The sequence below is a fragment of the Nocardia sp. PE-7 genome (genome assembly GCF_030486425.1).
In the GTDB taxonomy this organism is placed as follows: Bacteria; Actinomycetota; Actinomycetes; order Mycobacteriales; family Mycobacteriaceae; genus Nocardia; species Nocardia salmonicida_A.
The window spans coordinates 3,759,586-3,782,444 of the sequence record NZ_CP129614.1 but is presented as its reverse complement, the minus strand read 5'-3'; the positions used below and the strand labels follow the sequence as shown (position 1 = coordinate 3,782,444).

The window sequence follows — 22,859 nt, the reverse complement described above, 5'->3', positions numbered from 1 at the left end:
ACTAGCAACGCTCGTACTGACGTGCGAAGGGCTCCGACTCCGGCGAAACCTCACGCCCGGTTGCCGGGCAACCGCCGACAAGGACGGCGAGATCAGGGCCCTCCCGGTTGATGATCGTGTAGTCGACCACGCCACCGCGCAGTGACAAGTAGTGAAGATGCCGATCGGCGAGTTGTGTCGTCTGCACCGCGCTGAACCCCGCTCCGACGGGTGGGAACAGCGTGACGCCCAAGGTGCGGCCCGCTGTCGCGGGCGGGTCGAACACCGACACCTCGGCGACGAACGGAGTGGGTTGATCGGTCAGCAACCACTCCCACACTTCGAGTTCGCCGTGGGAGGGGAAGCGGGGACGGCCGCCTACGTGGGTCACACTGCGGCCCAGTCTCGAGTAGAGCTCGGACATGCTCCCCCCATGAGTGGGCGACACTGTCCAGTTGTTGGCTGCCAGTTCCGGGAACTCCTGGCTGATGCGGCGCATCGCCGCGGTGGCACGCTGGGGTTCGCCCTCGGAGCCCGCTCGGACACCGATGGATCCGAGCGGTCCGTCCGCGGCTCCGTTGGCCCTGATGCCGCCGGACCAGTGAATCTGCGCACCGGTTCCGGCCGATGACACTCGGGTCCAGGCGTATGCCGCGTTCGCCTCCACGTCCACGTCCCGCCCGAACAGCCAGCTCCCGAAATAGGAGTCGGCCATCCTGCGGATTTCGACCAAGGTTTGCTCGCCTCGATAGTGCGGCGGCAGTTGCTGCGCACCCATGACACGCACGACAGCCGCGGTCTCGGCCGGCGTGGCGTCGTCCTCGAGCTGCACGTCCAGTTCGGAGGTGTAGTACGAGTTGGGGCCGTACGGGTTGTACCGGAATGTATGTGACGCGTCGCCCACTCCCGGAAGGGCCTCGATGGACGCCTCGATCACCCGCGACCAGCTGTCACGCTCGTCCTGATCGGGCCCTTCCGCGAAGAGCGAACATCCCGTGAGCAGGACTGCCGCCATCATCGACACGATGGCGGGCACGGTGAAGCGCATGGCAATTGATCCTGCCAGCAGTCGGCATGAGGTCAGCCGCGAAACAGAAATGCGCGGGCTGCCCCGAGGCGGCCCGCGCATTGTGCTTGTTCAGAGTGCGGCTTCCTTGCGAGTGAGGAAAGCCATGACCGCCGACTCGAATTCGCTCTTGCGTTCGATCATCGCCCAGTGCCCGCAGTTCGGGAACACGTGCAGTTCGGCGCGCGGGATGGTACGCATCGGGATCAGCGCCATATCGAGGGGGCTCACCCGGTCGTCACGGCCCCAGGTGATGAGCGTGGGCGCCTGCACCTTGTGCAGCATCGCCCACGGTGGTGGGGCGTCGGAGGCTTCCATGGCGCGCACCATCATCGCGAACGCGGCCTTGCTGTACATCCGGCGGGCGCTGTCGAGGGTCGCGGGATCGGTGGCCTGGGTCCAGCGCTGCTCGATCAAGTCCTCGGTGACCATCGCCGGGTCGTAGACCATCGAGTGCAGCCACTGGACCAACCGCTCGCGGGTGGGTTCCTCGGTGAACTCCTGCAGCAGCTTGATGCCCTCGCCGGGGCCGGGACTGAAGAGGTTACGGCCGATGCCGCCGATCGTCACCAGCTTGCCGACCCGCTCGGGATGGGCGATGGCGTAGTTGAGCGCCACCCCGCCGCCCATCGAGTTGCCGATGATGTCGACGCTGTCCAGGCCGAGCGCGTCGACGAAACGGACCACCGCGTCGAGTGCGGTGACCATCGGATGGCCGCCGAAGTCGTCGCTCACCCCGAAGCCGGGGAATTCCAGCACGAGACAACGGAAGCGGTCCGCGAAGGTGGCGAGATTGGCGCCGAAGTTGCGCCACCCGGTGACGCCGGGCCCCGATCCGTGCAGGAGCAGCAGCGGTGGTCCCTCGCCCGCCTCGTGGTAGCGCAGGACACCCGCGGCGGTGGTGATCTCGCGCAGTGTGCCCTCGTAGCTCAGGTCGGTCATGCGTGGGTACCGCCGTCGATGCGGATCTCGGTGCCGGTGATGAAGGCGCCGTCCTCGGAGACGAGCATCGCGATCACGCCCGCCACCGCGGTCGGGTCACCCATGCCCGCGCCGCCGGATTCGCGGTCGGTCGGCAGTACGGGAGACAGCTTGGCGAACAGTGCCCAGTCGGAGTCGGCGGGCACGTATCCCGGAGTGGCGTCGGTGATTCCGGACTTGATGCTGCCGGGCGCGACGCAGACCGCGCGCAGGCCCTTGCCGCCGTACTCGAGGGCGATGGCGTGGGTGAAGGACTGGATGCCGCCCTTGCTCGCCGCGTAGGCCGCCATGTACGGGTGCGCGAACGCGGCCGAGGTGGAACTGAAGTTCACCACCGTCGCGCGCGGGTTGGCCAGCAGGGCGGGCAGTGCCTCGCGGACCACCAGGAAGGTGCCGGTGAGGTTCACCCGGATGATCAGGTCCCACAGGTCGAGGGAGGTCTGTTCGGTGTGCGAGGCGCGCAGGATGCCCGCCGCGTTCACCAGCGAATCCAGCCCGCCGAGGGTCTCGACCGAGGAACGCACACCCTCGACCACCGACTGTTCGTCGCCGATATCGATCAGCAGGGTGGTGAGCCGGTCCGCGGTGCCGCGCTCTGCGGCCTGCGCGCTGGTCGCGGCGAGGCCGTCGGCCGACACATCGGCGGCGACCACCCGCGCGCCCTCGTCGAGCAGCCGCAGCGCGGTGGCCTGGCCGATGCCCGATGCGGCGCCGGTGACCAGCGTCCGGTGGTTGTCGAGTCTGTTCATGGGTTCTCTCCTGGTCTGGGTGTCAGCCGAGTCGGCCGGGAACCGGTTCGTGGCGGAGCTGATCGGTCGCCAACGCGCCTGCGCGAACGGCGTCCTCGATGGAATCGCGCAGGGCGGGGCAGGTGGGGATCCAACTGCTGTGCTCACCGAGGGCCGCGCGCCGAGCGAACTCGGGGCACGCGGACTCGGCGTCGTCGAGCCACTGGATGCTGGTGTGGCTCGGACTGAACTTCTCGGCGAGCACCTTGTTGCCGCAGGAAGCGCATTCGACGGGTTGCATTCTCACCCGCCTCGTCGCTCGCCGGCGGCATGACGCGCGCCGATGTAGCCGAACACCATGGCCGGACCGATCGTCGCGCCCGCACCGGCGTAGTCGTTGCCCATCACCGCGGCGGAAGTGTTGCCCACGGCGTAGAGGCCAGGGATGGGAGATCCGTCGGCGCGCAGCACCTGGGCGTCGGCGTTGTAGACCAGTCCGCCCTTGGTGCCGAGGTCGCCGATCCGTACCCGCAGCGCGTAGTACGGACCCTTGTCCAGCACATCGAGCGCGGGCGTGGCCAGGGTCGGATCGCCGTAGTAGTTGTCGTAGGCGCTGACCCCACGACCGAAGTCCGCGTCGTGCCCGTCGCGAGCGAAACCGTTGAAACGTCCGACGGTGTCGCGCAGGCTCGCTACGGGAACGCCGATCGCCGTGGCCAGTCCCTCGATATCGGGCGCGGTCCGCACCAGGCCGCTCGTCAGCCAGGAGGACGGGAACTTCTGGCCGGGCACGATGCCGCCGATGGGGTAGCGGCTCTTGGCTTTCGCGTCGAAGATCAGCCAGGCCGGATCGTGGCCGCCCTTCAGCTGGGCATGCACGAACGTCACATACGGCGACGCCTCGTTGGTGAACCGCTTGCCCGTGTCGTCGACGATGATCGAGCGCGGGATGGAACGCTCCGACACCAGCACCTGATTGATGCCCTCGGGGCGCTGGAACGACGGCATCCACCACGCGTCGTCCATGAGATCGACTGCCGCGCCGACTTTTTCGCCCGCGATGATGCCGTCGCCGGTGTTGTCCGTCGAGGCCGCGCTGAAATTGTCGCGCCCGCCCTCGGGCAGGTGGTCCTTGCGCATGGTCTGGTTGTACTCGAAACCGCCGGTGGCCAGCAGCACACCGTCGCGTGCCCTGATCCGGATCTCGCGGCCGTCGCGCTCGGCGAGCACGCCGAGCACCGCGCCCGCGTCGTCGGTGATCAGCGAACGCAATGGGGTGTCGAGCCACAGCGGCACGCCCGCGTCGCGCACCGCCAGCCGTAGTCGGGCGATCAGTGCCCGGCCGAGCGTGTCCATGTGCCTGCGCAACACGATCGCCTTGATCGCACGCAGACCGGTCAGCAGTGCTGTCCAGCGTGCCCGCCAGGTGCGGGTCACCATATTGAGCTGGACGAAGTCCTTGGAGGTGATGAACAGTCCGGGCGGCGTCGCGAGCGCGGCCGGACGCAGGAGGTGCTCGTCCGCGCCGAGCTGTTTGAGATCGACCGGCAGCGGCTCGATGGACCGGCCCGCAGGCCGTCCACCGGGTGCTTCGGGGTGATAGTCGGAATAGCCGGCGCACCACTGGAATCGCAGGTGCGGGCTGGTCTCGAGAAAGGCCAGCATGCGCGGGCCCTCGTCGATGAACGCGTCGAGATTCTTCGTCGGCACCCGGTCGCCCACGACGGCGTCGAGATAGGCGCGCACGTCGGCGCGGGAATCGCCGAGGCCCTCGCGCAGCAGCGTCGGGTTGTTGGGCACCCAGATGCCGCCGCCCGACAGCGCGGTGCTGCCGCCGTAGACCGAGGCCTTCTCGATGACCAGGGTGTCCAGGTCGCGATCGGCGGCGGCGAGCGCGGCGGTGAGCCCGCCCGCGCCGCTGCCGACGACGAGGAAACCGACCTCGTGATCCCAGTGTTGTTCGGTCGCAGTCATGTCCGCCTCGCTCAGCCGACGACCATGTCGTCCTGGGACCAGAACGCGCGCATGCTCACGATGCGGGCGTCCTCGTCGAAGGTCATGACATCGATCGGGTCGAGGGTGAAGGTCTGCTCGCCGAACTTGGTGACCACCCGGAAGCTGAACGCGGCGCTGTCGCCCGCGACGCGGAGAGTGAACAGTTCGGTCGAACGCTCCAGCGGCTCGATGTTCTCGTAGAACTTGGTGATCGCCGCGTGCCCGACATGCGGTTCGGTGCCGACCGGGTCCTCCACCGTCGCGTCCTCGCGGTAGAGGGCGACGACGTCGGCGGCCGTACCGCTGCCGACGGCCTCCACATACTTGCGCACCGTCGCGCGAATGTCGTCCGCTGAAGCCATCGTGTCGCTCCTGAAATATCGAAAGGGATGAGTCTGTGAACCGAACCACATCCGGTGGCCCGGGTGCCCCGGTCTCTCCCGGCCAGCGGGAGAGACCGGGAAGGGATCATTCGCCGAGAATGTGCCGCACGGCGAGGTGGCTGAACAGCATGGACGCGCCGATCGGATTGCCGCCGCCGGGATAGACCTCGCCGCTCACCGCGGCCATGGTGTTGCCCGCGGCGTAGAGGCCGGGGATCGGTTCGCCGTCGCGGCCGAGAACCCGCGCCGCGCTGTCGGTGCGCAGACCGCCCTTGGTGCCCAGATCGGAGATGCCGAACGCCGCCGCGTGGAACGGGCCCTTCTCGATGGTCACCAGCGGCGGTTCGCCGTTGGAGAAGGCCCGGTCGTAGGCCTCGTCGCCGCGCCCGAAATCGGGGTCGACACCGGTGGCGACCGTCGCGTTGAACCGCTCGACGGTGGCCTCCAGGTTCGCCGCGGGCACGCCGATCTTCGCGGCCAGCTCCGCGAGGGTGTCGGCGGTGTGCCACAGACCGGCCTCGACGTACTTCTCGGTCTCGACCATGGACACATTGGTGGCCTTGATCGGCGGCACTTCGCCCTCTTTGTCGTCGTAGATCATCCAGAACGGCAGGGTGAGCCCGCGGTCGTTCATCTGGCGGATCACCTCGCGCCCCAGCCGGTCGTAGGGCGCCGATTCGTTGACGAACCGCTTGCCCTCCTGGTCGACGAAGATGCCGCCGGTGAACCACAGCGCGAACGCCGAACGCCCGTCGGGATGGGTCAGCCCGGGCGACCACCACGCCTGATCCATCAGATCGGTGTCGGCGCCCGCCGCGATGCCCGCCTGGTGCGCCCTGCCCTGATTTCCCCAGGGCCCCATGGTGTCTCGCGCCTCGCCGGGCACGCCGTAGTGCTTGCGCAGCTCGGTGTTCTGCTCGAAACCGCCGGCCGCGAGGATCACGCCGCGCCGGGCGCGGATCGCGATCCTGGCGCCGTCGCGTTCGACGATCGCGCCGGTCACCACCCCGTCCTCGACCACCAGTTCCACCAGCGGCGAATCCAGGTGCAGCCGCGCGTGCGGGTAGCTCGAGATCGCTCGCAGCATCCGCCCGATCAGCGCCTGACCGCCGATCAGCAGGTCCTGCGGGGGAGCGCCGAGCCGGTCGGTGTCGAGCGTTCCGCGCAGCGATTCGCGCAGCGGGCCCAGCTCGGCGGCGGGCAGGGGCGTCGGCATGATGTGGCGCCGACCGTCGAGCCGGGCCTTGGGCGCCTTCCCGAAGTAGTCCGGCCACGGCAGCATCATGAACGCGAAATGGTCGTCGGCTTCAAGGTATTCGATGAGATCGCGACCCCGCCGGACGTAGGTCTGCTGCAGCTCGTCGGGGGTGCGGTCGCCGACCACGGCGCGGTAGTACGTCAGCGCGTCGTCGATGGTGTCGTCGGTGCCCGCTCGCTCGAGCACCGGGTTGCAGGGAAACCACACTCCGCCGCCACCCGAATACGCCGTCGTGCCGCCGAACTTGTCGGTCGCCTCGACCACCGCGACGCTGAGTCCCTCGCGGGCCGCGGTGTAGGCGCCGGCCAGGCCACCGCCCGACCCCGCGACCAGCACATCGACCTCGTCGTTCCAGTCCACCACTGTTTCCTCCTGGTACCACCTCGAATTGCGCTCGACGGTAGGCCCGGCGCCGGGTGCCGTGGGGCGGATCTCCCGATCACCGGGAGGGCATCGATGCGCGAATGTGCCGGTCAGCGGGAAGGGGACCTGCTCGGACGGTGCGCGCCTCCTTAGCGTCGCCGCAGAGAAACCGGTCTCCATCGAAAGGTAGGCACTGTGAACCCCGAGACCCCATCGGCACCAGCGAAAGGCCCGACCGACGTCGACGTGGTCGTCGTCGGCGCGGGCATCGCCGGCCTCTACGCGCTGCACCGCTTCCGCGGCAGCGGCCTCACCGTGCGGGTGTTCGAAGCCGGTGACGGCGTGGGCGGCGTCTGGTACTGGAACCGCTATCCGGGCGCGCGCTGCGACGTCGAGAGCGTCGACTACTCGTACTCCTTCGACGACGCCCTGCAACAGGAATGGAACTGGAGCGAGAAATACGCCACCCAGCCCGAGATCCTGGCCTACCTCGAGCACGTCGCCGATCGCTACGACCTGCGCCGCGACATCGAATTCGGTACCCGTGTCACCGATATCGTGCTCGATGAGCAGACCCTGCGCTGGCAGGTCGACACCGACACCGGCCACGCGGTCTCGGCCCGGTTCGTGGTGCTGGCCACCGGTCCGCTGTCGAACGCGAACACCCCGGCCATCGATGGACTCGACACCTTCGCCGGGCAGATCCTGCACACCTCGCACTGGCCGCACGAGGGGGTCGACCTCACCGGCCGCCGGGTCGGCGTGATCGGCACCGGATCCTCCGGCATCCAGACGATCCCGTGCGTGGCCGAGCAGGCCCAGCGACTGCACGTGTTCCAACGCACCGCCAATTACAGTGTGCCCGCGGGCAATACGCCGCTGACCGAGCAGGATCGAGCGGCGCAGAAGGCGAACTATCCCGAGCGCAGGCGGCTGTCGATGGCCAGCGGCGGCGGTTCGCCGCATCAGGCGCATCCGGAATCCGCGGTCACGGTGACCGATCGGGAACGGCGCGAAGCCTACGAGAAGCGCTGGGCACTGGGGGGTGTGCTGTTCAGCAAGACCTTCCCCGACCAGCTGACCACCCTCGCCGCCAACGACACCGCGCGGGAATTCTGGGAGGAAAAGGTGCGGGCGGTGATCGATGACCCGCGCGTCGCCGACCTGCTCGTTCCGCACGACCATCCCATCGGCACCAAGCGGATCTGCACCGACACGAACTACTACCAGACCTTCAACCGCGACAATGTCGAGCTGGTCGACCTGAAGGCCACGCCGATCACCCGGATCGACGCCGCGGGCGTGCACACCACCGACGCGCACTACCCGCTCGACACCCTGGTGCTCGCGACCGGATTCGACGCGATGACCGGCTCGGTATCACGGATGAACATCGTCGGCCGTGATGGCGAGACACTCAACCAGGCATGGCGCGAAGGGCCGAAAACCTATCTGGGCCTGGGGATGGCGGGCTTTCCGAACCTGTTCAACCTCACCGGTCCCGGCAGTCCGTCGGTGCTGGCCAATATGGTGCTGCACTCGGAACTGCACGTCGACTGGGTGGCCGAGGCCATCGGCTTCCTCGACGGCAGGGGAGCGGTGGCGCTCGAGGCACGCCGGGACGCGGTGTCGGAGTGGGTGCGCGAATGCGTCAGCCGGGCCGCGGGAACACTGATGACACAGGCGAATTCGTGGTATCTGGGCGCCAACATCGAGGGCAGGCCGCGGGTGTTCATGCCGTTCGTCGGCGGCTTCGGCGTCTACGGCGAGATCATCGCCGAGGTCGCGGCCGCCGGGTACAAGGGCTTCGACGTCATCGAGGCGTGAGACACGACGACGGGGTGGTCCGGCGCGGACCACCCCGTCGTCGTCGGTTCAGGACGCGAAGCCGCCGAACCCACCCTTGTAGAACAGCAGCGGCTCGGCGCCCTCGGTGGCCCGCAGATCACCGACGCGGGCGAGCACTACGGTGTGGTCGCCCGCGTCGTGCTCGAGCTCGACGGTCACCTCGATCTGGGCCAGCGTCCCGGCCAGCGCGGGCGCGCCGTTGCCCGCCCTGTCCCACTCGACACCGGCGAACTTGTCGGCGCCGCTCACCGCGAACTGGCGACACAGCGCGCTCTGCTCCTGCGCCAGGATGTTGATGCACAGGGCGCCCGCCTCGCGCAGCAGCGGCCAGCTGGTCGAACTCTTGGCCGGGCAGAACGACACGTACGGCGGGTCCAGCGACACCGACACCACCGACTGACAGGTGAAGCCGAGCGGTCGCGTCCCGTCGTGGGCGGCGATCACCGCGACGCCGGTCGCGAAGTGACCGAGCACTCTGCGTAGCTCCGCGGGGGCCGGGATACCGGCGACGACGACGTTGTCCGCATTCATAGGTGTCCTTCCGAACGGAATTCGATGTTTCCCAGAATCCGGGACCATCGGGGCGCGGCTCAAGACGGCCTCCCGGTCAGCGGTTGTCGATGGCTGAATTCCGACAATGCCGGTTGCTAGCATTCAGCAATGGCTACCCCTGACCCCGATACCGGCGTGCCGAATCTGCCGCCGACCAGCTGGGCGGTGCTCGCCATGCTCTCGTACGAGGAGGAGATCTCCGGCTACGACTTGAAGAAGTGGGCCGATTGGAGCCTGCGCTACATCTATTGGACCCCGTCCTACAGTCAGATCTACGCCGAGCTGAAGAAGCTCGAGCAGCACGGCTTCGCGAGTTCGCGCCTCGACCCCGACAACACCATGCGCGCCCGGCGGCTCTACCAGATCACCGCGGAGGGTCGGGCCGCGGTGACCACGTGGTGGAACAAGGCGCCCGTCGATCCGTCGGTACTCAAACACCACGTGCTGCTGCGCGTCATGTTCGGTCATCTCGGGTCCCCGGATCGGCTCAAGCAGATCCTGCACGACCATATCGCCGATGTCGACAAACTCGCGCAACGCGCCGCGATCGATGCCGAAGCCGCGAAATCCGAACCGGGCTGGGCTTATTCGCAGTTGGTACTGCAATGGGCGCAGCGCCATTACGCGACCGAACGCGACCTCGCCCAGCAGTTGATCGATGACATCGACAACGCGGCCACCACATTGGCCGACGCCGAACACGACGACCGCGCCGAATACCCCCATCCGACGCCGGGGCGCTGGCGCGAGATCGAGCAGCGTGTGCGCGCGGAGGAACTCGAGCAGCACGACCCGGCGGACTAGGCCGTGTTCTGCCGGGTGCCGGTTCAGATCTTGAAGCGTCCCGCGAAGGCTCGCAAGGGCAGGTCCGCGCTGGTGATGATGCCCGCGGGCGCCGCCACCACCGAGGTGATGGCGTTGAGCGCGGGCAGCCCGGTTACGGTCATGCCGATCGAGGCGAAGTTGCTCGGATCCGACAGGTCGAACCCTTTGCGCGGGAAGATCATGTGCTTGCTGTAGATATTGGGATCGCCGGTTACCTCAGTGATGTAGCAGCCCTTGATATTCCACGCCGGATCGGTGTGCGGGGTCATTTGCCATTCGAGATGTGATTCCACCCGCGCGACGCCGTCGACCATGCCCTGGTACTTGATGTAGTTGGCGCCCAAAGACCCTTTCGGCAGGAAATACCAGCCGAGATCGACGTCCTCGGTGCAGGCGCCGAGTTCGTACCCGAACCGCACTTCGTCGAGTTCGAGGTCGAAGGCATCGGCCATCAGGTAGACGGCGTCGGCGAAGACCGCGGTGTATTTGTGCAGTGATTCCCCGATCGTGGGATCGTCGATCGGACGCCCGTAGCCGACAGCCTTCCAGGTGTCGACCGAGTGGTGACACGAGACGTCGACCGATTCGATGACGGTGATGTTCTCGATCTCGGAAACATCGGCGGTATGCACGATTCCGAGGATCTGACTCAGACCCGGATTCATGCCGGTGCCGTAGAAGGTGGCATTGCCGCGCTCGCACGCGGCCGCGATCACCTCGCTGACCTTCCTGCCGGACGGATGCGGATGGTGGGTGTCGCGGTGGAAGCCGGTGATCCAGTCCGCGGTGGTCACCACATCGATGCCTGCCTCGAGGACTTTCTCGTAGAGGTCCTCGTCGGGAAATACGCCGTGAAAGGTGAGGACGTCGGGTCGGGCGGCGATGATCTGCTCCACCGAGCCGGTAGCGATTACACCGATCGGACCGATACCGACGATCTCCCCGGCGTCGCGTCCGATCTTGTCGGGCGAATAGCAGTGCAGTCCGACCAGTTCGAGATCGGGATGCTGCTGGATGCGTCCGATCATCTCGGTGCCGAGATTGCCGGTCGCCACTTGGAAAACACGGACTCTGCCGGAGGTGCTCATGATGTGAATCCTTGTGTCGCGGTTCGTCGGTCGAGAGCTGTGGCCGCGTTGTCGTCGGGATAGAACTGGGCGGCCCACGCGCGCAACGCGGTGAACCCGTCGAATTCCCTGCGCGACAACGCTGGTGGGTCGGAGTAGCGCTGATGCGCCCAGATGTGGATGTCGGCGGCGAACTGCTCGATGACGAAGGCGGCCATCGTCTTGCCGTAGGTGGAGGTCTCGGAGCTGTCGTCGCCGGGTTCGCGGCCGATCCAGACGGTGAAGCGGACGTCGCAGGTGGCGTCGTCGACCGGCGTCACCGCGGGCATGGTGCGGTTGTCGACCATGCCCCAACTCTTGGTGACCGTGCAGCCCAGGCCCGCGTTGATCGATTCGACTCCGCTGTTGACGTCGTTCTCGGCGATGCCCGCGTCGAAGGCGATGGTGAAGTCCACGAACGACACCGGCCCGGAGAAGTCGTGGCGAGTGAAATTCGGGACGAACGGCGTCTTGTGCACGAACTTGAAGTGGGCGAAGTCGACACCGTTCTCCAGCACGTACTGCGGATGGAGTTCCAGCTGCTGCCGGTAAAGAGTCGCGACGGGTACCGGCTGGTAGTAGTCCTCGGCGGTCTTGTCGTCGCCGAAATCCGCGAAGATATCGGGCACCTCGAAATACGGTGCCCGGACCTGGGTGTCGTACCAGATCCACACCGCCTCGTTGCGTTCCACCACCGGATAGCTGCGGATGCGACGACCCTTGTTCGGATGGCTCTCGTACGGGATGCAGACATTGCGCCCTTCGCGATTCCACTCCCAGCCGTGGAACGGGCACACGAGATTCTCGCCCTCGACATGCCCGCCGTAACCGAGGTGGGCGCCCAGATGCTCGCAGTAGGCGTCGAATACCGCGATCCGGCCGGAAGCCGACCGCCAGGCGACCATTTCGCGCCCGAAGTACTTCATCCGGTGGACCGCGCCGGTCGTGATCTCGGGGCACCACGCCACTTGGAACCAGCCCGTCGGTTCCATCGGCAAGGGTGTTTTGGCCATCGGAATCCTCCAGGGCACCCGGCACGGCGATGAGCTGTTCGGTGTGATGCCGACCACAGAACGTCATGAGAATAGAACCCTCTTTCAAAAAATACAAGAGGGTTCGGTGAAACTGGAACGGGCAGCTCGGAGCGGCTAGAGTCGAGCCTCGTGACAGAACCGGCGATCGGTGGGCGACGCGCGAACAGGCGTGGCATCGAATCGCGAGACAGCATGATCAAAGCCGCTATCGCGTCGTTGGCCACCGGCGATCCCGCTGCGGTATCGGGCAATCGCATCGCTCGCGATATCGGTGCCACCTGGGGTGTGGTGAAGTACCAGTTCGGTGATATCGACGGCCTGTGGGCCGCGGTGCTGCGCTACACCGCCGACAAGCGCGGCGACCTCCCCGCGAACCTGCGGCCGGACGGGACATTGCGCGAACGGGTCGCTGCCCTTGTCGACGCCATGGCCGTCGGCCTGCGCACGCCGGAATCACTGGCCATCGAGACGTTGCGCGCCGCATTACCGCGCGAGCAGGTCGAACTCGAACGCGAGTTCCCGCTCACCGCGGCGGAATTGTCGTCGTGGAAACCGAACTGGGACGATGCCTGCCACCGGGCGTTCGCGGATCTGGGGGTCGACCCGGTCAGGGTGCGGCAGGTGGCCGCCCTGATCCCCGCGGCGATGCGCGGCATCACCTCCGAACGCACGCTCGGCACCTACGGCAACCTCGAGGATGCCCTCGCCGGGCTCACCGGCAGCATCGTGGCCTACCTACAGACCTGAGCCAGGCGCGCCCGATCGCGGGTAGCGTCGACCGAAAAGGAGAGAAATCATGATCGCAGTCATCGCCGAGGTCACTGTCAAAGCCGGTGCGGGTGCGGAGTTCGAAGCCGTCGTCGCCGATCTCATCGAACAGATCAAGGCCAATGAGCCGGGCAACCTGACCTACCAATTGGTGCGTTCGCGCACCGATGCCGAGCACTACCGGTTCTTCGAACTGTATGCCGACGACGCCGCTGTCGAAGCCCACGGCCGGTCGGATCACTTCCGCGCGGCAGGAAAGTTGATGGCTCCCTTGCTGGCGGGCGCACCGAAGATCGAGTACTTCACCGCCGTCTGAACCTCGAACTGTCGCGCCGCTGAACTAGTGGTCGAGGTCGAGCATCTCGCATACCACGGCCCAGATCTCGGTGCGCGCGGCCACGGTGGCGGCCAGCGACGGGATGCTGAGGAATCCGTGGAACAGCCCGTCGTAGCGGCGATGCCGGACCGCGACGCCGTCGGCTGCCAAGCGCTGGGCGTAGGCGTCCCCGGCGGTGCACGGCGGGTCCAACTCGGCGGTGATCACCACCGCGGGCGGTAGACCGGCGAGTGAGTCGGCCCTGGTCGGCACCAGGCGAACATCGTCGGTGCCGTCCGGGGCGTAGTTCTGCCAGTACCACCGCATCGCGCTGGTCGTGTTGTAGTGGCCGGTGCCGAAGCGCCGGTAGGACTCGGTCTCGACATCGTCGTCGATCACCGGATAGATCAGGATCTGCGCCGCCACCGGCGGACCGCCGCCGTCTCTTGCGGCGATGGCCACGGTGGCCGCGAGATTGCCGCCCGCGCTGTCGCCGGCCAGCGCGATTCGCGACGGATCACCGCCGTAGGCGCCGGCGTTGTCGGCGGCCCACCGCAGCGCCGCGAACACGTCGTCGTGCGCCGCGGGGCCGGGATGCTCCGGCGCGAGCCGGTAGTCGACCGAGATCACCAGCGCGCCGACGCCCGCCGCCATCGAGCGGCAGAACTCGTCGTGGCTGTCGAGATCGCAGAACACGAAACCGCCGCCGTGGGCGAACACGATCACCGGCAGGGCACCGCCGTCGTGATGGGGGACGAACACGCGCAGCGGCAGCGGGCCGCCGGGTCCGTCGATCGTGAGGTCGTGCGCTCGGCGCATCTCGGGAAGTCGTCGCAGCGGGGCGCGTCTGGCGCGGATCGCGGCGCGCACATCGACCGCCGCCATCGTGGCGACATCGGGGAATCCGGCGTCGAGCGTGGCGAGCATGGCCGCGACCTCCGGATCGGGAACCGCACCCGGCCCGGTGGTCGGGAAAGTTCGCACAGTCACTGGTCCTCCTGGTTCTCGGCGACGCGATCGGCGGTCGAGCGCGTCGTCGGCCTCACCGTAGGACCGGTGCGGCGCGATCCGAACCGCGTTCTCCCACTGGGCGGAAACACCAGGTCGATGCCCATCGGCGGCTGCCTACGGTCGGCGGATGGAAGCCACGAAGGTCTACGTGATCGACACCGTAGTGACGAAGCCCGGCCGCGCCAGAGAGTTCGTCGACGCCTATCTGCGCGACTACGCGCCGGGCGCGCGGGAGCGCGGCATGGTGCTCGAGCGGATCGTGGTGAGCCCGCCCGTGTGGTTCCCGGACGAGTCGAACACGGTCATCGCGAGCTGGGTGCTAGACGGTGCTCAGGGCTGGTGGACGATGACCTGGCAGGGGCGTCCCGACGAGTCGGTGCGGCAGTGGTGGGCCGCGGCGGCGGAGATGATCGTCGAACGGACTCGGGCCACCGGTGCGCTCGCGGCCGACGTCGACAGGCTCGGCGATGTTTGAGGTGACGCGGCTGGTGCATCTTTCGCCCGATACCGATCCCCGCGCGCGTGACCGGTTGATGTCCGGGTTGCGTGGAATCGCCGCTCCGGTGGCGCGACGCGTGTTGGTCCAGCCCACGCTGCCGGGGGTCCGTAACGGCGGTGATGTCCTGGTGCACCTGCGCTTCGACGAGTCCGCCGACTGGACGGGGACCACTGCCGAGGTGGACACGCTGCTGAGCGAGAGCCCGGTGGCCCACGTCGACGGCGCCGAATATCAGGGCGGCACAGCGGGTATCGCCGAACCGGACGCCACCGGATCGGTCTACCGGGTACTGCTGCTACGCGTCGCGCCGGGCACACCGCGCGCGACGATCGAGCGGTTCGAAGCAGACCTGCTGCGGATGCCCCGCTATCTGCCGAGCATCCGGTCCTGGCAGTTGAGCCGGGTCGCGCGTGGTGCGGGATCCTCGCCGTGGACCCATGTCTGGGAACAGGAGTTCACCGATCTGGACGGTCTCACCGGCCCCTATCTGATGCATCCCGTGCACTGGGCGCACGTCGACCGATGGTTCGATCCCGAATGCCCGCAAGTGATTGTCCGCGAACGTATCTGCCACAGCTTCTGCGTGAACAGTCCGGCCTGACGCAGCGATCGAATCTGTGCCGCCAAGGTGGGAAAGTCCGCCTGACTTCTCGCGCCGGTCGCCGCCCGAGTTCGGGTCGGCGACTCGGCGAGGTGATGGATCACGCCGTGCGCGGGCCGCGCTGATCCGCGTGCGGTCGCGCTGCCGGGCCTACCCCGAGCGGGCGGGGATGCTGCTGCAACGTGGGATGCACCCGCACCCGGCCGTCGTCGACGTGGCGCCAGATATTGAGGGCGGTCGTGCGCACCGGTGCGCTGAGACGGTGATCGAACAGCATTCGATCCAGCGGCCCGCACACCGACACCGCCGCCACGGCGGCCTCGCCGAGATCGCCGATGGGCGCCGCGATACAGCCGAAGCCCGGCAGTGATTCCTCGCGTTCGACGGCGATCCCGTGCGCGCGCACCTTGTCCAGTTCGGTGTCGAGCTGGGCCTTGGTGGTGATCGAGTAGCGGGTGCGCGCGCCGGCCCGGCCTGCGAGGGCGTCGGCGATGCGGCGCTCGTCGGAGTAGGCCAGGATCGCCTTGCCGACCGCGGTACAGGCGGCGGGCCGTCGACCGCCGACACGGGTGGGTACCACCGCCGACAGCTCGCCACCGACCTTGTCGAGATAGACGACGTCGGGGCCGTCCAGCACGGCCAGGTGCACGACGAACCCGGTGACCCGGTGCAGTTCGTGCAGGAACGGCATCGCCGCGCGGTGCAGTCGGTCCTGATGCACCGCCAGCGAGCCGAGCTCCATCAGCCGGATGCCGAGCTCGTAGTCGCGTCCTTCACGACGTAACCAGCGCAGCTGCACCAGCCGATCGAGCATGCGATGCGCCGAGGACCGGGGTAGGCCGGTGCGCCGGACGATCTGGGCGAGGGTGAGCCTGCCCGGGCCGTCGAAGGCGTCGAGCAGCAGGGACGCGCGATCGAGAATCGCGCTCGGGGTGGTGGCCTCGGCCTGGATGACCATGAGCTCTCCATTCGGATCTACGAGCTGATGCCCACTCGCATATTTCGATTAGGCATATACCTATTCATACCATCCGTTGTGGTCGTTGTCACATGATTCGGCAGGTCCATATCGAGACGAAGGCCCCCGGTCCGAGCGATGAGCTCGGGCCGGGGGCCTTCGTGGGGTGGGCGCGGGGTCTACATGGCCGCGAGCGGCTCGCTGCCGGACCAGTCGTGGCCCCAGTAGCTGTCGGCGGTGATCTCCTCAGCGCTGTAGGAGTTCTCGTCGACCCGCATGCCCTCGGTGCCGAACTCGATGTCCCAGCCGCCGGGCGCGCGGACGTAGAACGAGACCATCTTGTCGTTGGTGTGCCTGCCGAGGGTGGACGACACCGAGAAGCCGTCCTTGGTCACCCGGTCCAGCGCCTGACCGACGGCGTCGAGGCTGTCGACCTCCACCATGATGTGCACCAGGCCGGGCGCGCCGCCGTGTGGCGCCGGGCACAGCGCCAGGCTGTGATGGCGCTCGTTGACGCCGAGGAACCGCACCCGCATCGGGCCGAATTCCGGCGGCGCCGGGATCCGGAACGCGCCGCGCGGCAGGAACCCGAGCACATCGGTGTAGAAATCGAACGCGCCGTTGGGGTCCATGGTCGGGAGTACGACATGACCCAGACCCTGTGCGCCGGTGACGAATTTCGCGCCGAACGGCGTCACCACCGGACTGTGGTCGAGCACCGCGCCGTGGAACACCTCGAGGGTGGCGCCGGTCGGGTCCTGGAAGGTGATGACCTCCTCGACCCGGCGCGCGTCGGCCTCCTCGACCGACAGCGGTTTCACCGCGATTCCCGCCGCCGTCACCGCCTCCTGTACGCGGAGCAGGGCCGCGTGGTCGCGGACTTCCCAGCCGATGGTCACGATGGCGTCGCTGTCGCCCGGCACGATCGTGATCCGCGCCGCGCGCTCGTCCATCCGCAGATACAGCGCGTTCTCGTCGGGCCCGCTGCCCTGTGCGAAGCCGAGCACCTCGAACGCGAACTTGCGCCAGCGGTCCATGTGGGCGGTCTGGATCTTGACGTAGCCGAGGCCTTTGATATCTGTCATTTCGGTTGTCCTTCTTGAAGATCGGTCAGATCATCGAGCGCAGGTTGGCGGCGGGCTCGACACCGAGAGAGCTGAGCGCCGAGGCGTGATAGACGGTGCTCGGCACGTGGATGGCGTGGGCGAGCCCGGCGTGCGCGTCGCGCCAGTAGCGCTGCAGGGGCTTGTCCATGCGCAGCGCGTTGCCGCCGGAACGGGCGAAGATCTGGTCCACGGCCGTCACCGCGCGCCAGGCCGCGCGGACCTGGGTGCGCCTGCCCGCGGCGCGCTCGGCGAAGCTGATCTCCTTGCCCGCGTCGACGGCGTCGTAGATCCGGTCGGCGTTGGCGAGCAGTTCCTGGCGGGCGGCGTTGATGTCGGCGGCGGCCTCGCCGATCGAGAACAGCACGTACGGGTCGTCCTTGACCGCGGTGCCCTGCGCGCCGACGCGGTCGCGCTGATAGTCCAGATGCGCGGCCAGCGCACCCTCGGCGATGCCGACCACCGCCGAGCTGATGCCGAGCGGGAACATCGTCGACCACGGCATCTTGTACAGGGTCTCGGTGACGCCGTACTCGCGCTGCGCGGTGCCGTCGATGACATCGTCACCGCTCATCACCCGGTAGTCGGGCACGAACGCGTCCTTGACGATGATGTCCTTGGAACCGGTGCCCTTGAGTCCCACCACATTCCAGGAGTCCTCGACGATCTGGTAGTCCTGGCGCGGCAGGATCATGTGCAGCATCTTCGGCGGCAGCGCCATCTTGCCCTCGGTGTCACCGAGCATGGCGCCGAGGAAGATCCAGTCGCAGTGATCGGTGCCGGAACTGAACTGCCAGCGGCCGTTGAAGACATACCCGCCGTCGACCGGACGGGCGATGCCGGTCGGTGCGTAGGGCGAGGCCATCCAGGTGTCGTGGTCGTCGGACCACACCTCGTCCTGCACCTTCGGGTCGGCGAAGGCCAGCTGCCACGGGTGCACGCCGACGATGCCGGTGATCCAGCCGCTGGCCGGATCCAGTGCGGCGGTGGCCATCACCGTCTCGGCGAACTCGCGGGGGTGTACCTCGAACCCGCCGTACTTCTTGGGCTGGAGCAGACGGATCGGGCCCGCCGTCTTGAGCAACTGCGCCGTCGCGTCGGGGAGCTGCCCGAGGCGCTCGGCTTCCGGTGCCTGCTCGCGCAGCTGGTCCGCGATCGCGGCGATATTGTCGAGAACTCTGGTCATCTCGGGTGGTGCTTTCTGTTCGTGGTGGGGTGAGTGGTCAGGACATGGTGTCGATGACGGCGCCGCGGGCGATGTTGTCGGCCACCTCGGCCTCCCAGCTCGTCACCGCGCGGTCGGTATCGATCTCGAACTCGAACCGCTTGGTCATGTCCTCGGTGACGTCGTCGACGTCGACATAGAACTGCTTGTACCAACGGCGCAGCTGATACACCGGGCCGTCTTCCTCCGACAGCAGCGGATTGTCGATGGGCGCCTTGTTCTTCCAGATCTGGACGTCCTGCTCGAAGCCGTACTCGACGCCCTGCGCGAACTGCGCCGCCATCGCGTTCGCGTCCTCGTCGGACATGCCCTCCGGCTTCTTCACCATCGCGCCGTACTGCAACACGAACGAGTTCTCGTCGACCGGGTAGTGGCAGTTGACGAGCACCGTCTCGATGGTCATGCCCTGCGCCTCGCTCCACAACCAGTCGAGCATGTAGGACGGACCGAAATACGAAGCGTCCGAGCGCAGGGTGGAATTCGGATCGTCGTAACTGGTGCCGACCGTGATATCCATGCGCGGGGTCGAGCGCATGTACTGGGTGGCGACGTGACCCTCGAAGACGTTCTTGAAATAGCGCGGGAACGAGTAGTGCACATAGAAGAAGTGCGCCATGTCGACGACGTTGTCGACGATCTCGCGACAGTGCGAGCCCTCGATCAGAATCGAATTCCAGGTCAGGTCGGTCCATTCCGGGGTGCCGTAGCCCTCGATCTCGGGAATGGTCACCTCGTCGGTGGGCTTGCTGCCCTGCGGGTCGTGCCAGACGTAGAGCTGACCGTTGCGCTCGAGCGTCGGCCAGGTGCGCGTCTTGGCCAGCGGCGGGACCCGGCGCGCGTACGGAATGGCCGTGCACTTGCCGTTGCCGCCCCAGCGCCAGTCGTGGAACGGGCAGGCGATCGAGTCGCCCTTGATGGTGCCGTGGGCCAGGTTGCCGCCCATGTGGCGGCAGTAGCCGTCGAGCACGTGCAGCGCGCCGTCGGATTCGGACTGGAACACCACGAGCATGGTGCCGAAGGCCTTCACCTCGTGCGGGTTGCCGTCGCGGAACGACGAGAGCAGGCCGAGGCAGTGCCAGCCGCGCGCGAAGCGGGTGGGCGCGGCAGCAGCCTCGATCTGTCGGTAGTCGGCGGCGTCGGGTGTTCGGCCGTTCGGCGGGTTCTCCGGCATCGAAACCTCCATGTTCGGACGGAGTGGGGATGAGCTGCGCCGATGGTCGCGCTGTGCGCGGGTGTTCGGGCCGTCGCGTTCCCGGTCAGCGGACATGTTTTCGGCGCGGTCGACCCGGCGTCCCGATGAGCGGGAGCGGAACCGATCACAACGGGCGCGGTGGTCCTACCGTGACGGCATGCTCCTGGAAACCGGCGCCATCCGGCTGTTCGCCGAGGCCGCGCGCTCGCACAACCCGGCCTATCGGCTCGCCGAGCGGCCGGTGGTGCCGCCGACCTTCCTGCCCGCCGACGGATTCGCCTCCGGTGTGGGGGAGCGGGTCGAGACCGACCACCGGTTCTTCGGTCCGCCGCCCCGCGCGGGGGACCAGCTGACCGCGATTCGCGCGGGCGCCACCACCGACCAGCCCGCCGCCGTCGCCACGGAGTCGCTGACCCGCTACTTCGACCGCACCGGCGGTCTGGTCGCCGAGTCGTGGGCAGCGGCGGAAACCTTTGCGGGCGAGCAGGTTTCACCACAGGCCGCGGCCCTGTTGGCCACCTATGCCACCGACTGGCTCGGGGCCGAGGCGATCCGCCGATTCCGCACCAGGTCGGTGCGACCGCTGCCGCCCGGTGACGTCATGTCGTGTTCGGGGCGCGTCACGCAGAGCTATGTGCAAGACGGTGAGTCGCGCGTCGATGTCGCACTGGCCGGCGCCGACGCCGGGGGCAATGTCGTCGTGCGGGCGTGGGCGACGTTCGCGGTGACCGATGACGTGACCCCGGACCGGGCCGGGCGGCCCGCGAACGGGTAGTCGACTACTCGTGAGGACGTCTCCGCCTGCGGCGACGATGGTGTTCGAACTCTCGATACACCACGTCCGCCTGCTGGAAGGGGCATCCGATGACCGCCAATGTGGCTACCGCGTCGACGAACGGTAGCGCGAGCGACACGCTGCGTACCGGCTACGACCCGGACTTTCTCGGGCCCAGGGTCGAGGTTCCGGAACTGGATGCCGCGGTCCGCGCCGACGCGGTTGGCCTGGACGGCTCCGACGTCATCAGCTACACGCACTTCTCGTTGGCGTTGAGCACGCCGCGACGGTTCGCGTTCTGGGTGGCCTGGAACATCGACGGCGCCGCGATGCGCAAACTGCCCCGCACCGGCATCGACTTCGTCAAAGACCCGCGAATCCCGGCCGAGGTGCAGGTGGGAAACGAGCTGTACCGACGGAATCGGCTCGACCGTGGCCACCTGGCGCGGCGCGCGGATCTGCTGTGGGGCACCGAGACCGAAGCCGAGCAGGCCAATATCGACTCGTTCTTCTACACCAACATCACCCCGCAGATGGACGACTTCAACCAGAGCAGCCGCGCCGGGGTGTGGGGGCAACTCGAAGACGCGGTCTTCGCCGACGTCGACATCGACGACCTCAAAGTGAGCGTCTTCGGCGGACCCGCCTTCCGGGCCGACGACCAGGTGCATCGTGGCGTGGCATTGCCGCGCGAGTACTGGAAGGTGATCTGCTTCGTGGAGGGAAAACGGCTGCGGTGCAAGGCGTTTCTGCTGACCCAGCACCTCGACGAACTCGAAGCGCTCGCGCTCGACGAGTTCCGCGTCTTCCAGGTAGCGGTGCCCGAGATCGAACAACGAGCACGGTGCCGATTCCCCGCGGCCCTGCACATCGCCGACACGTTCGTGACCCAGGAGTCGGTCGATCACCGTCGCCCGCTCGAGTCGACGGCCGACATCAGCTGGTGACCCCTGCCGGACGCCGAGGACGGCCGGGTCAGCGCGTCGCGGCCCGCTGCGCCGCGACGCGCGCCCACACCTGCGGATCGGTGCGCGGGCCGCCCGGAGTGGCTGCGCCGTATCGCTGGATCTGGGCGTCGATATCCAGTGGCGCGGTCAGCGAGGTGCCCGGCGCGAGTGCGGCCTCGACGTGTTCGTCGGGTACCAGCCAGCACACCTCGAACTCGATGCCGTCGGGGTCGCGGGCGTAGAGCGCTTTGGTCGACCCGTGGTCACTGGCCCCGGTCAGCGCGTGCGCCGCCGTCAGGCGGTCCCGGACGGCTACGAGCTCGGACAAAGTGTCCACTTCCCACGCGACGTGATAGAGCCCGACCGAGCCCGCGGGCCCGGCCGCCGGTGTTCTGGCCTGGAAGAGCCCGAGGTCGTGGTCGTTGGCCGAGCCGGGGGAGCGCAGAAACGCGCCGCCGGGAAATCCTTCGGGGAGCCGCTCGAATCCGAGCACGTCCTCGTAGAACGCGATACTGCGCGGCAGATCCGCGACGAACAGCACGATGTGGTTGATTCCCCGCATCTCCGGTGGCCTCCTCGATCGAAAGTTCTCGTCTCTTGACAGTCCCACGCCGGTGGCGACGACACCACCGGATGACCGGTAAGCGGGAGACTTCCTGACCGCCGTCGCCGCCGGGCTCCGGTGGAGCGCCGCTCAGTCGGGTGTGGAGCCGGGCAGGTGCGGATCCATCCATCGCAGCATCCGGTCGACCGAATCCGCGCAGTCGCCCTCCGCTCCGGACTCGGCCCACTCGATCAGCGCGGCGAAGGTGGCGGACTGATACGCGGTCGCGATGGCCCGGCAAACGGCGGCGGGGGAGCCGGGTAGGCGGTCAGCCAGGTAGCCCGAGAGCGTATCGATCCACGGCCGGTAGATCCGGGGAGCGGTCGCGGCCAGCTCGGGTTCCGAGGAGATCAGCCGCAGCCAGCCCGCGGCCAGCTCCTGGATCTGCGGATCGCGGGACACCGATTCGACGATCGCGGCCCGGACGACCACCGCGGGCGGCTGCTCGGGGGAGGCGGCGCCGAGTGCGGATTGCAGGCGCCCGGTCGCAGGCGCGACGCCGATCCAGGCGATCTCGGATCGCGACGAGAAGTGCCGCAACAGGGTGCGGGTGCTGATCCCCGTGGCCTCGGCGAGATCGCTCCAGTTGGTGGTGGCGAAGCCGCGGTCGGCCCACAGACGCAGCGCGCCGGCCGACACGGCCCTGGTGTCCAGCACGGAGGGACGGCCGGGGCGGCGGGGCGCTGGCTGGGTCACCACGAAAGCCAAACAGTTTTGGCGAAGTGTGTCAATATCGGTGAGA

Annotated in this window: 25 protein-coding genes; 8 read left to right on the top strand and 17 right to left on the bottom strand. The window is 67.8% G+C overall.

The window, feature by feature from the left end; genetic code table 11:
- Position 1: 1 nt before the first annotated feature.
- The 7 genes from QX204_RS17900 to QX204_RS17870 form a co-directional block, all read right to left on the bottom strand.
- The gene (locus QX204_RS17900) at positions 2-1,027 is read right to left on the bottom strand and encodes a hypothetical protein (protein WP_301900876.1); all 1,026 of its coding nucleotides are present in this window, start codon (positions 1,025-1,027) and stop codon (positions 2-4) included.
- Positions 1,028-1,117: 90 nt separating this feature from the next.
- Positions 1,118-1,987 (bottom strand): alpha/beta fold hydrolase, encoded by an 870-nt coding sequence (locus tag QX204_RS17895; protein ID WP_301900875.1) that lies wholly within the window; start codon positions 1,985-1,987, stop codon positions 1,118-1,120.
- Positions 1,984-2,775 (bottom strand): SDR family NAD(P)-dependent oxidoreductase, encoded by a 792-nt coding sequence (locus tag QX204_RS17890; protein ID WP_301900874.1) that lies wholly within the window; start codon positions 2,773-2,775, stop codon positions 1,984-1,986. The genes QX204_RS17895 and QX204_RS17890 overlap by 4 nt, the downstream gene beginning before the upstream one ends.
- 22 nt (positions 2,776-2,797) lie before the next feature.
- Positions 2,798-3,055, bottom strand: coding sequence for a hypothetical protein (locus QX204_RS17885; protein ID WP_062989633.1), 258 nt, complete (start codon positions 3,053-3,055; stop codon positions 2,798-2,800).
- A gap of 2 nt (positions 3,056-3,057) precedes the next feature.
- Positions 3,058-4,728: an FAD-binding protein gene (locus QX204_RS17880; RefSeq protein ID WP_301900873.1), complete on the bottom strand. Its 1,671-nt coding sequence runs from the start codon at positions 4,726-4,728 to the stop codon at positions 3,058-3,060.
- Positions 4,729-4,739: 11 nt separating this feature from the next.
- The gene (locus QX204_RS17875) at positions 4,740-5,111 is read right to left on the bottom strand and encodes a nuclear transport factor 2 family protein (RefSeq protein ID WP_194824943.1); all 372 of its coding nucleotides are present in this window, start codon (positions 5,109-5,111) and stop codon (positions 4,740-4,742) included.
- Between the two features lie 106 nt (positions 5,112-5,217).
- Positions 5,218-6,753: an FAD-binding protein gene (locus QX204_RS17870; protein ID WP_301900872.1), complete on the bottom strand. Its 1,536-nt coding sequence runs from the start codon at positions 6,751-6,753 to the stop codon at positions 5,218-5,220.
- A 195-nt stretch (positions 6,754-6,948) separates the two neighbouring features.
- Between QX204_RS17870 and QX204_RS17865 the strand changes: the two genes are divergently transcribed.
- Positions 6,949-8,580, top strand: coding sequence for a flavin-containing monooxygenase (locus tag QX204_RS17865; RefSeq protein WP_301900871.1), 1,632 nt, complete (start codon positions 6,949-6,951; stop codon positions 8,578-8,580).
- Between the two features lie 48 nt (positions 8,581-8,628).
- On the opposite strand, the gene QX204_RS17860 is transcribed toward QX204_RS17865, so the two are convergent.
- Positions 8,629-9,132, bottom strand: a complete 504-nt coding sequence (locus QX204_RS17860; RefSeq protein ID WP_301900870.1) for a flavin reductase family protein — start codon at positions 9,130-9,132, stop codon at positions 8,629-8,631.
- A 129-nt stretch (positions 9,133-9,261) separates the two neighbouring features.
- Here QX204_RS17860 and QX204_RS17855 point away from each other — a divergent pair, with 129 nt between their 5' ends.
- A complete protein-coding gene (locus QX204_RS17855) occupies positions 9,262-9,957 on the top strand; it encodes a PadR family transcriptional regulator (RefSeq protein WP_056809637.1) in 696 nt (231 codons plus the stop codon).
- 23 nt (positions 9,958-9,980) lie between these two features.
- Here QX204_RS17855 and QX204_RS17850 read toward each other — a convergent pair whose 3' ends face one another.
- Both QX204_RS17850 and QX204_RS17845 read right to left on the bottom strand, forming a co-directional pair.
- The gene (locus tag QX204_RS17850; protein WP_301900869.1) at positions 9,981-11,066 is read right to left on the bottom strand and encodes an NAD(P)H-dependent amine dehydrogenase family protein; all 1,086 of its coding nucleotides are present in this window, start codon (positions 11,064-11,066) and stop codon (positions 9,981-9,983) included.
- A complete protein-coding gene (locus QX204_RS17845) occupies positions 11,063-12,097 on the bottom strand; it encodes a Rieske 2Fe-2S domain-containing protein (protein ID WP_301900868.1) in 1,035 nt (344 codons plus the stop codon). The genes QX204_RS17850 and QX204_RS17845 overlap by 4 nt, the downstream gene beginning before the upstream one ends.
- Before the next feature lie 150 nt (positions 12,098-12,247).
- On the opposite strand from QX204_RS17845, the gene QX204_RS17840 reads away from it, so the two are divergent.
- The gene (locus QX204_RS17840; protein WP_301900867.1) at positions 12,248-12,865 is read left to right on the top strand and encodes a TetR/AcrR family transcriptional regulator; all 618 of its coding nucleotides are present in this window, start codon (positions 12,248-12,250) and stop codon (positions 12,863-12,865) included.
- A gap of 49 nt (positions 12,866-12,914) precedes the next feature.
- A complete protein-coding gene (locus QX204_RS17835) occupies positions 12,915-13,202 on the top strand; it encodes a putative quinol monooxygenase (protein WP_056809632.1) in 288 nt (95 codons plus the stop codon).
- Positions 13,203-13,226: 24 nt separating this feature from the next.
- Here QX204_RS17835 and QX204_RS17830 read toward each other — a convergent pair whose 3' ends face one another.
- Positions 13,227-14,192 (bottom strand): alpha/beta hydrolase, encoded by a 966-nt coding sequence (locus tag QX204_RS17830; protein WP_301900866.1) that lies wholly within the window; start codon positions 14,190-14,192, stop codon positions 13,227-13,229.
- 148 nt (positions 14,193-14,340) lie between these two features.
- Between QX204_RS17830 and QX204_RS17825 the strand changes: the two genes are divergently transcribed.
- Positions 14,341-14,688, top strand: a complete 348-nt coding sequence (locus tag QX204_RS17825) for a hypothetical protein (protein WP_301900865.1) — start codon at positions 14,341-14,343, stop codon at positions 14,686-14,688.
- Positions 14,681-15,313, top strand: coding sequence for a Dabb family protein (locus QX204_RS17820; RefSeq protein WP_301900864.1), 633 nt, complete (start codon positions 14,681-14,683; stop codon positions 15,311-15,313). The genes QX204_RS17825 and QX204_RS17820 overlap by 8 nt, the downstream gene beginning before the upstream one ends.
- 100 nt (positions 15,314-15,413) lie before the next feature.
- Here QX204_RS17820 and QX204_RS17815 read toward each other — a convergent pair whose 3' ends face one another.
- The 4 genes from QX204_RS17815 to QX204_RS17800 form a co-directional block, all read right to left on the bottom strand.
- Entirely contained in the window at positions 15,414-16,271 is an 858-nt protein-coding gene (locus tag QX204_RS17815) for an IclR family transcriptional regulator (protein ID WP_301900863.1), read from the bottom strand.
- Positions 16,272-16,450: 179 nt separating this feature from the next.
- Positions 16,451-17,356, bottom strand: coding sequence for a biphenyl-2,3-diol 1,2-dioxygenase (bphC, locus tag QX204_RS17810; RefSeq protein ID WP_301900862.1), 906 nt, complete (start codon positions 17,354-17,356; stop codon positions 16,451-16,453).
- A gap of 25 nt (positions 17,357-17,381) precedes the next feature.
- On the bottom strand, positions 17,382-18,560 hold the full coding sequence (locus QX204_RS17805; protein WP_301900861.1) for an acyl-CoA dehydrogenase family protein: 1,179 nt from the start codon (positions 18,558-18,560) through the stop codon (positions 17,382-17,384).
- A gap of 37 nt (positions 18,561-18,597) precedes the next feature.
- A complete protein-coding gene (locus tag QX204_RS17800) occupies positions 18,598-19,782 on the bottom strand; it encodes a 3-ketosteroid-9-alpha-monooxygenase, oxygenase component (protein WP_301900860.1) in 1,185 nt (394 codons plus the stop codon).
- A 166-nt stretch (positions 19,783-19,948) separates the two neighbouring features.
- Between QX204_RS17800 and QX204_RS17795 the strand changes: the two genes are divergently transcribed.
- On the top strand, positions 19,949-20,566 hold the full coding sequence (locus QX204_RS17795) for a hotdog family protein (RefSeq protein WP_301900859.1): 618 nt from the start codon (positions 19,949-19,951) through the stop codon (positions 20,564-20,566).
- A gap of 89 nt (positions 20,567-20,655) precedes the next feature.
- On the top strand, positions 20,656-21,513 hold the full coding sequence (locus QX204_RS17790; protein ID WP_301900858.1) for a DNA/RNA non-specific endonuclease: 858 nt from the start codon (positions 20,656-20,658) through the stop codon (positions 21,511-21,513).
- A 28-nt stretch (positions 21,514-21,541) separates the two neighbouring features.
- On the opposite strand, the gene QX204_RS17785 is transcribed toward QX204_RS17790, so the two are convergent.
- Both QX204_RS17785 and QX204_RS17780 read right to left on the bottom strand, forming a co-directional pair.
- On the bottom strand, positions 21,542-22,075 hold the full coding sequence (locus QX204_RS17785; protein ID WP_301900857.1) for a VOC family protein: 534 nt from the start codon (positions 22,073-22,075) through the stop codon (positions 21,542-21,544).
- A gap of 132 nt (positions 22,076-22,207) precedes the next feature.
- The gene (locus tag QX204_RS17780; RefSeq protein WP_301900856.1) at positions 22,208-22,813 is read right to left on the bottom strand and encodes an acyl-CoA-like ligand-binding transcription factor; all 606 of its coding nucleotides are present in this window, start codon (positions 22,811-22,813) and stop codon (positions 22,208-22,210) included.
- Positions 22,814-22,859 lie beyond the last annotated feature (46 nt).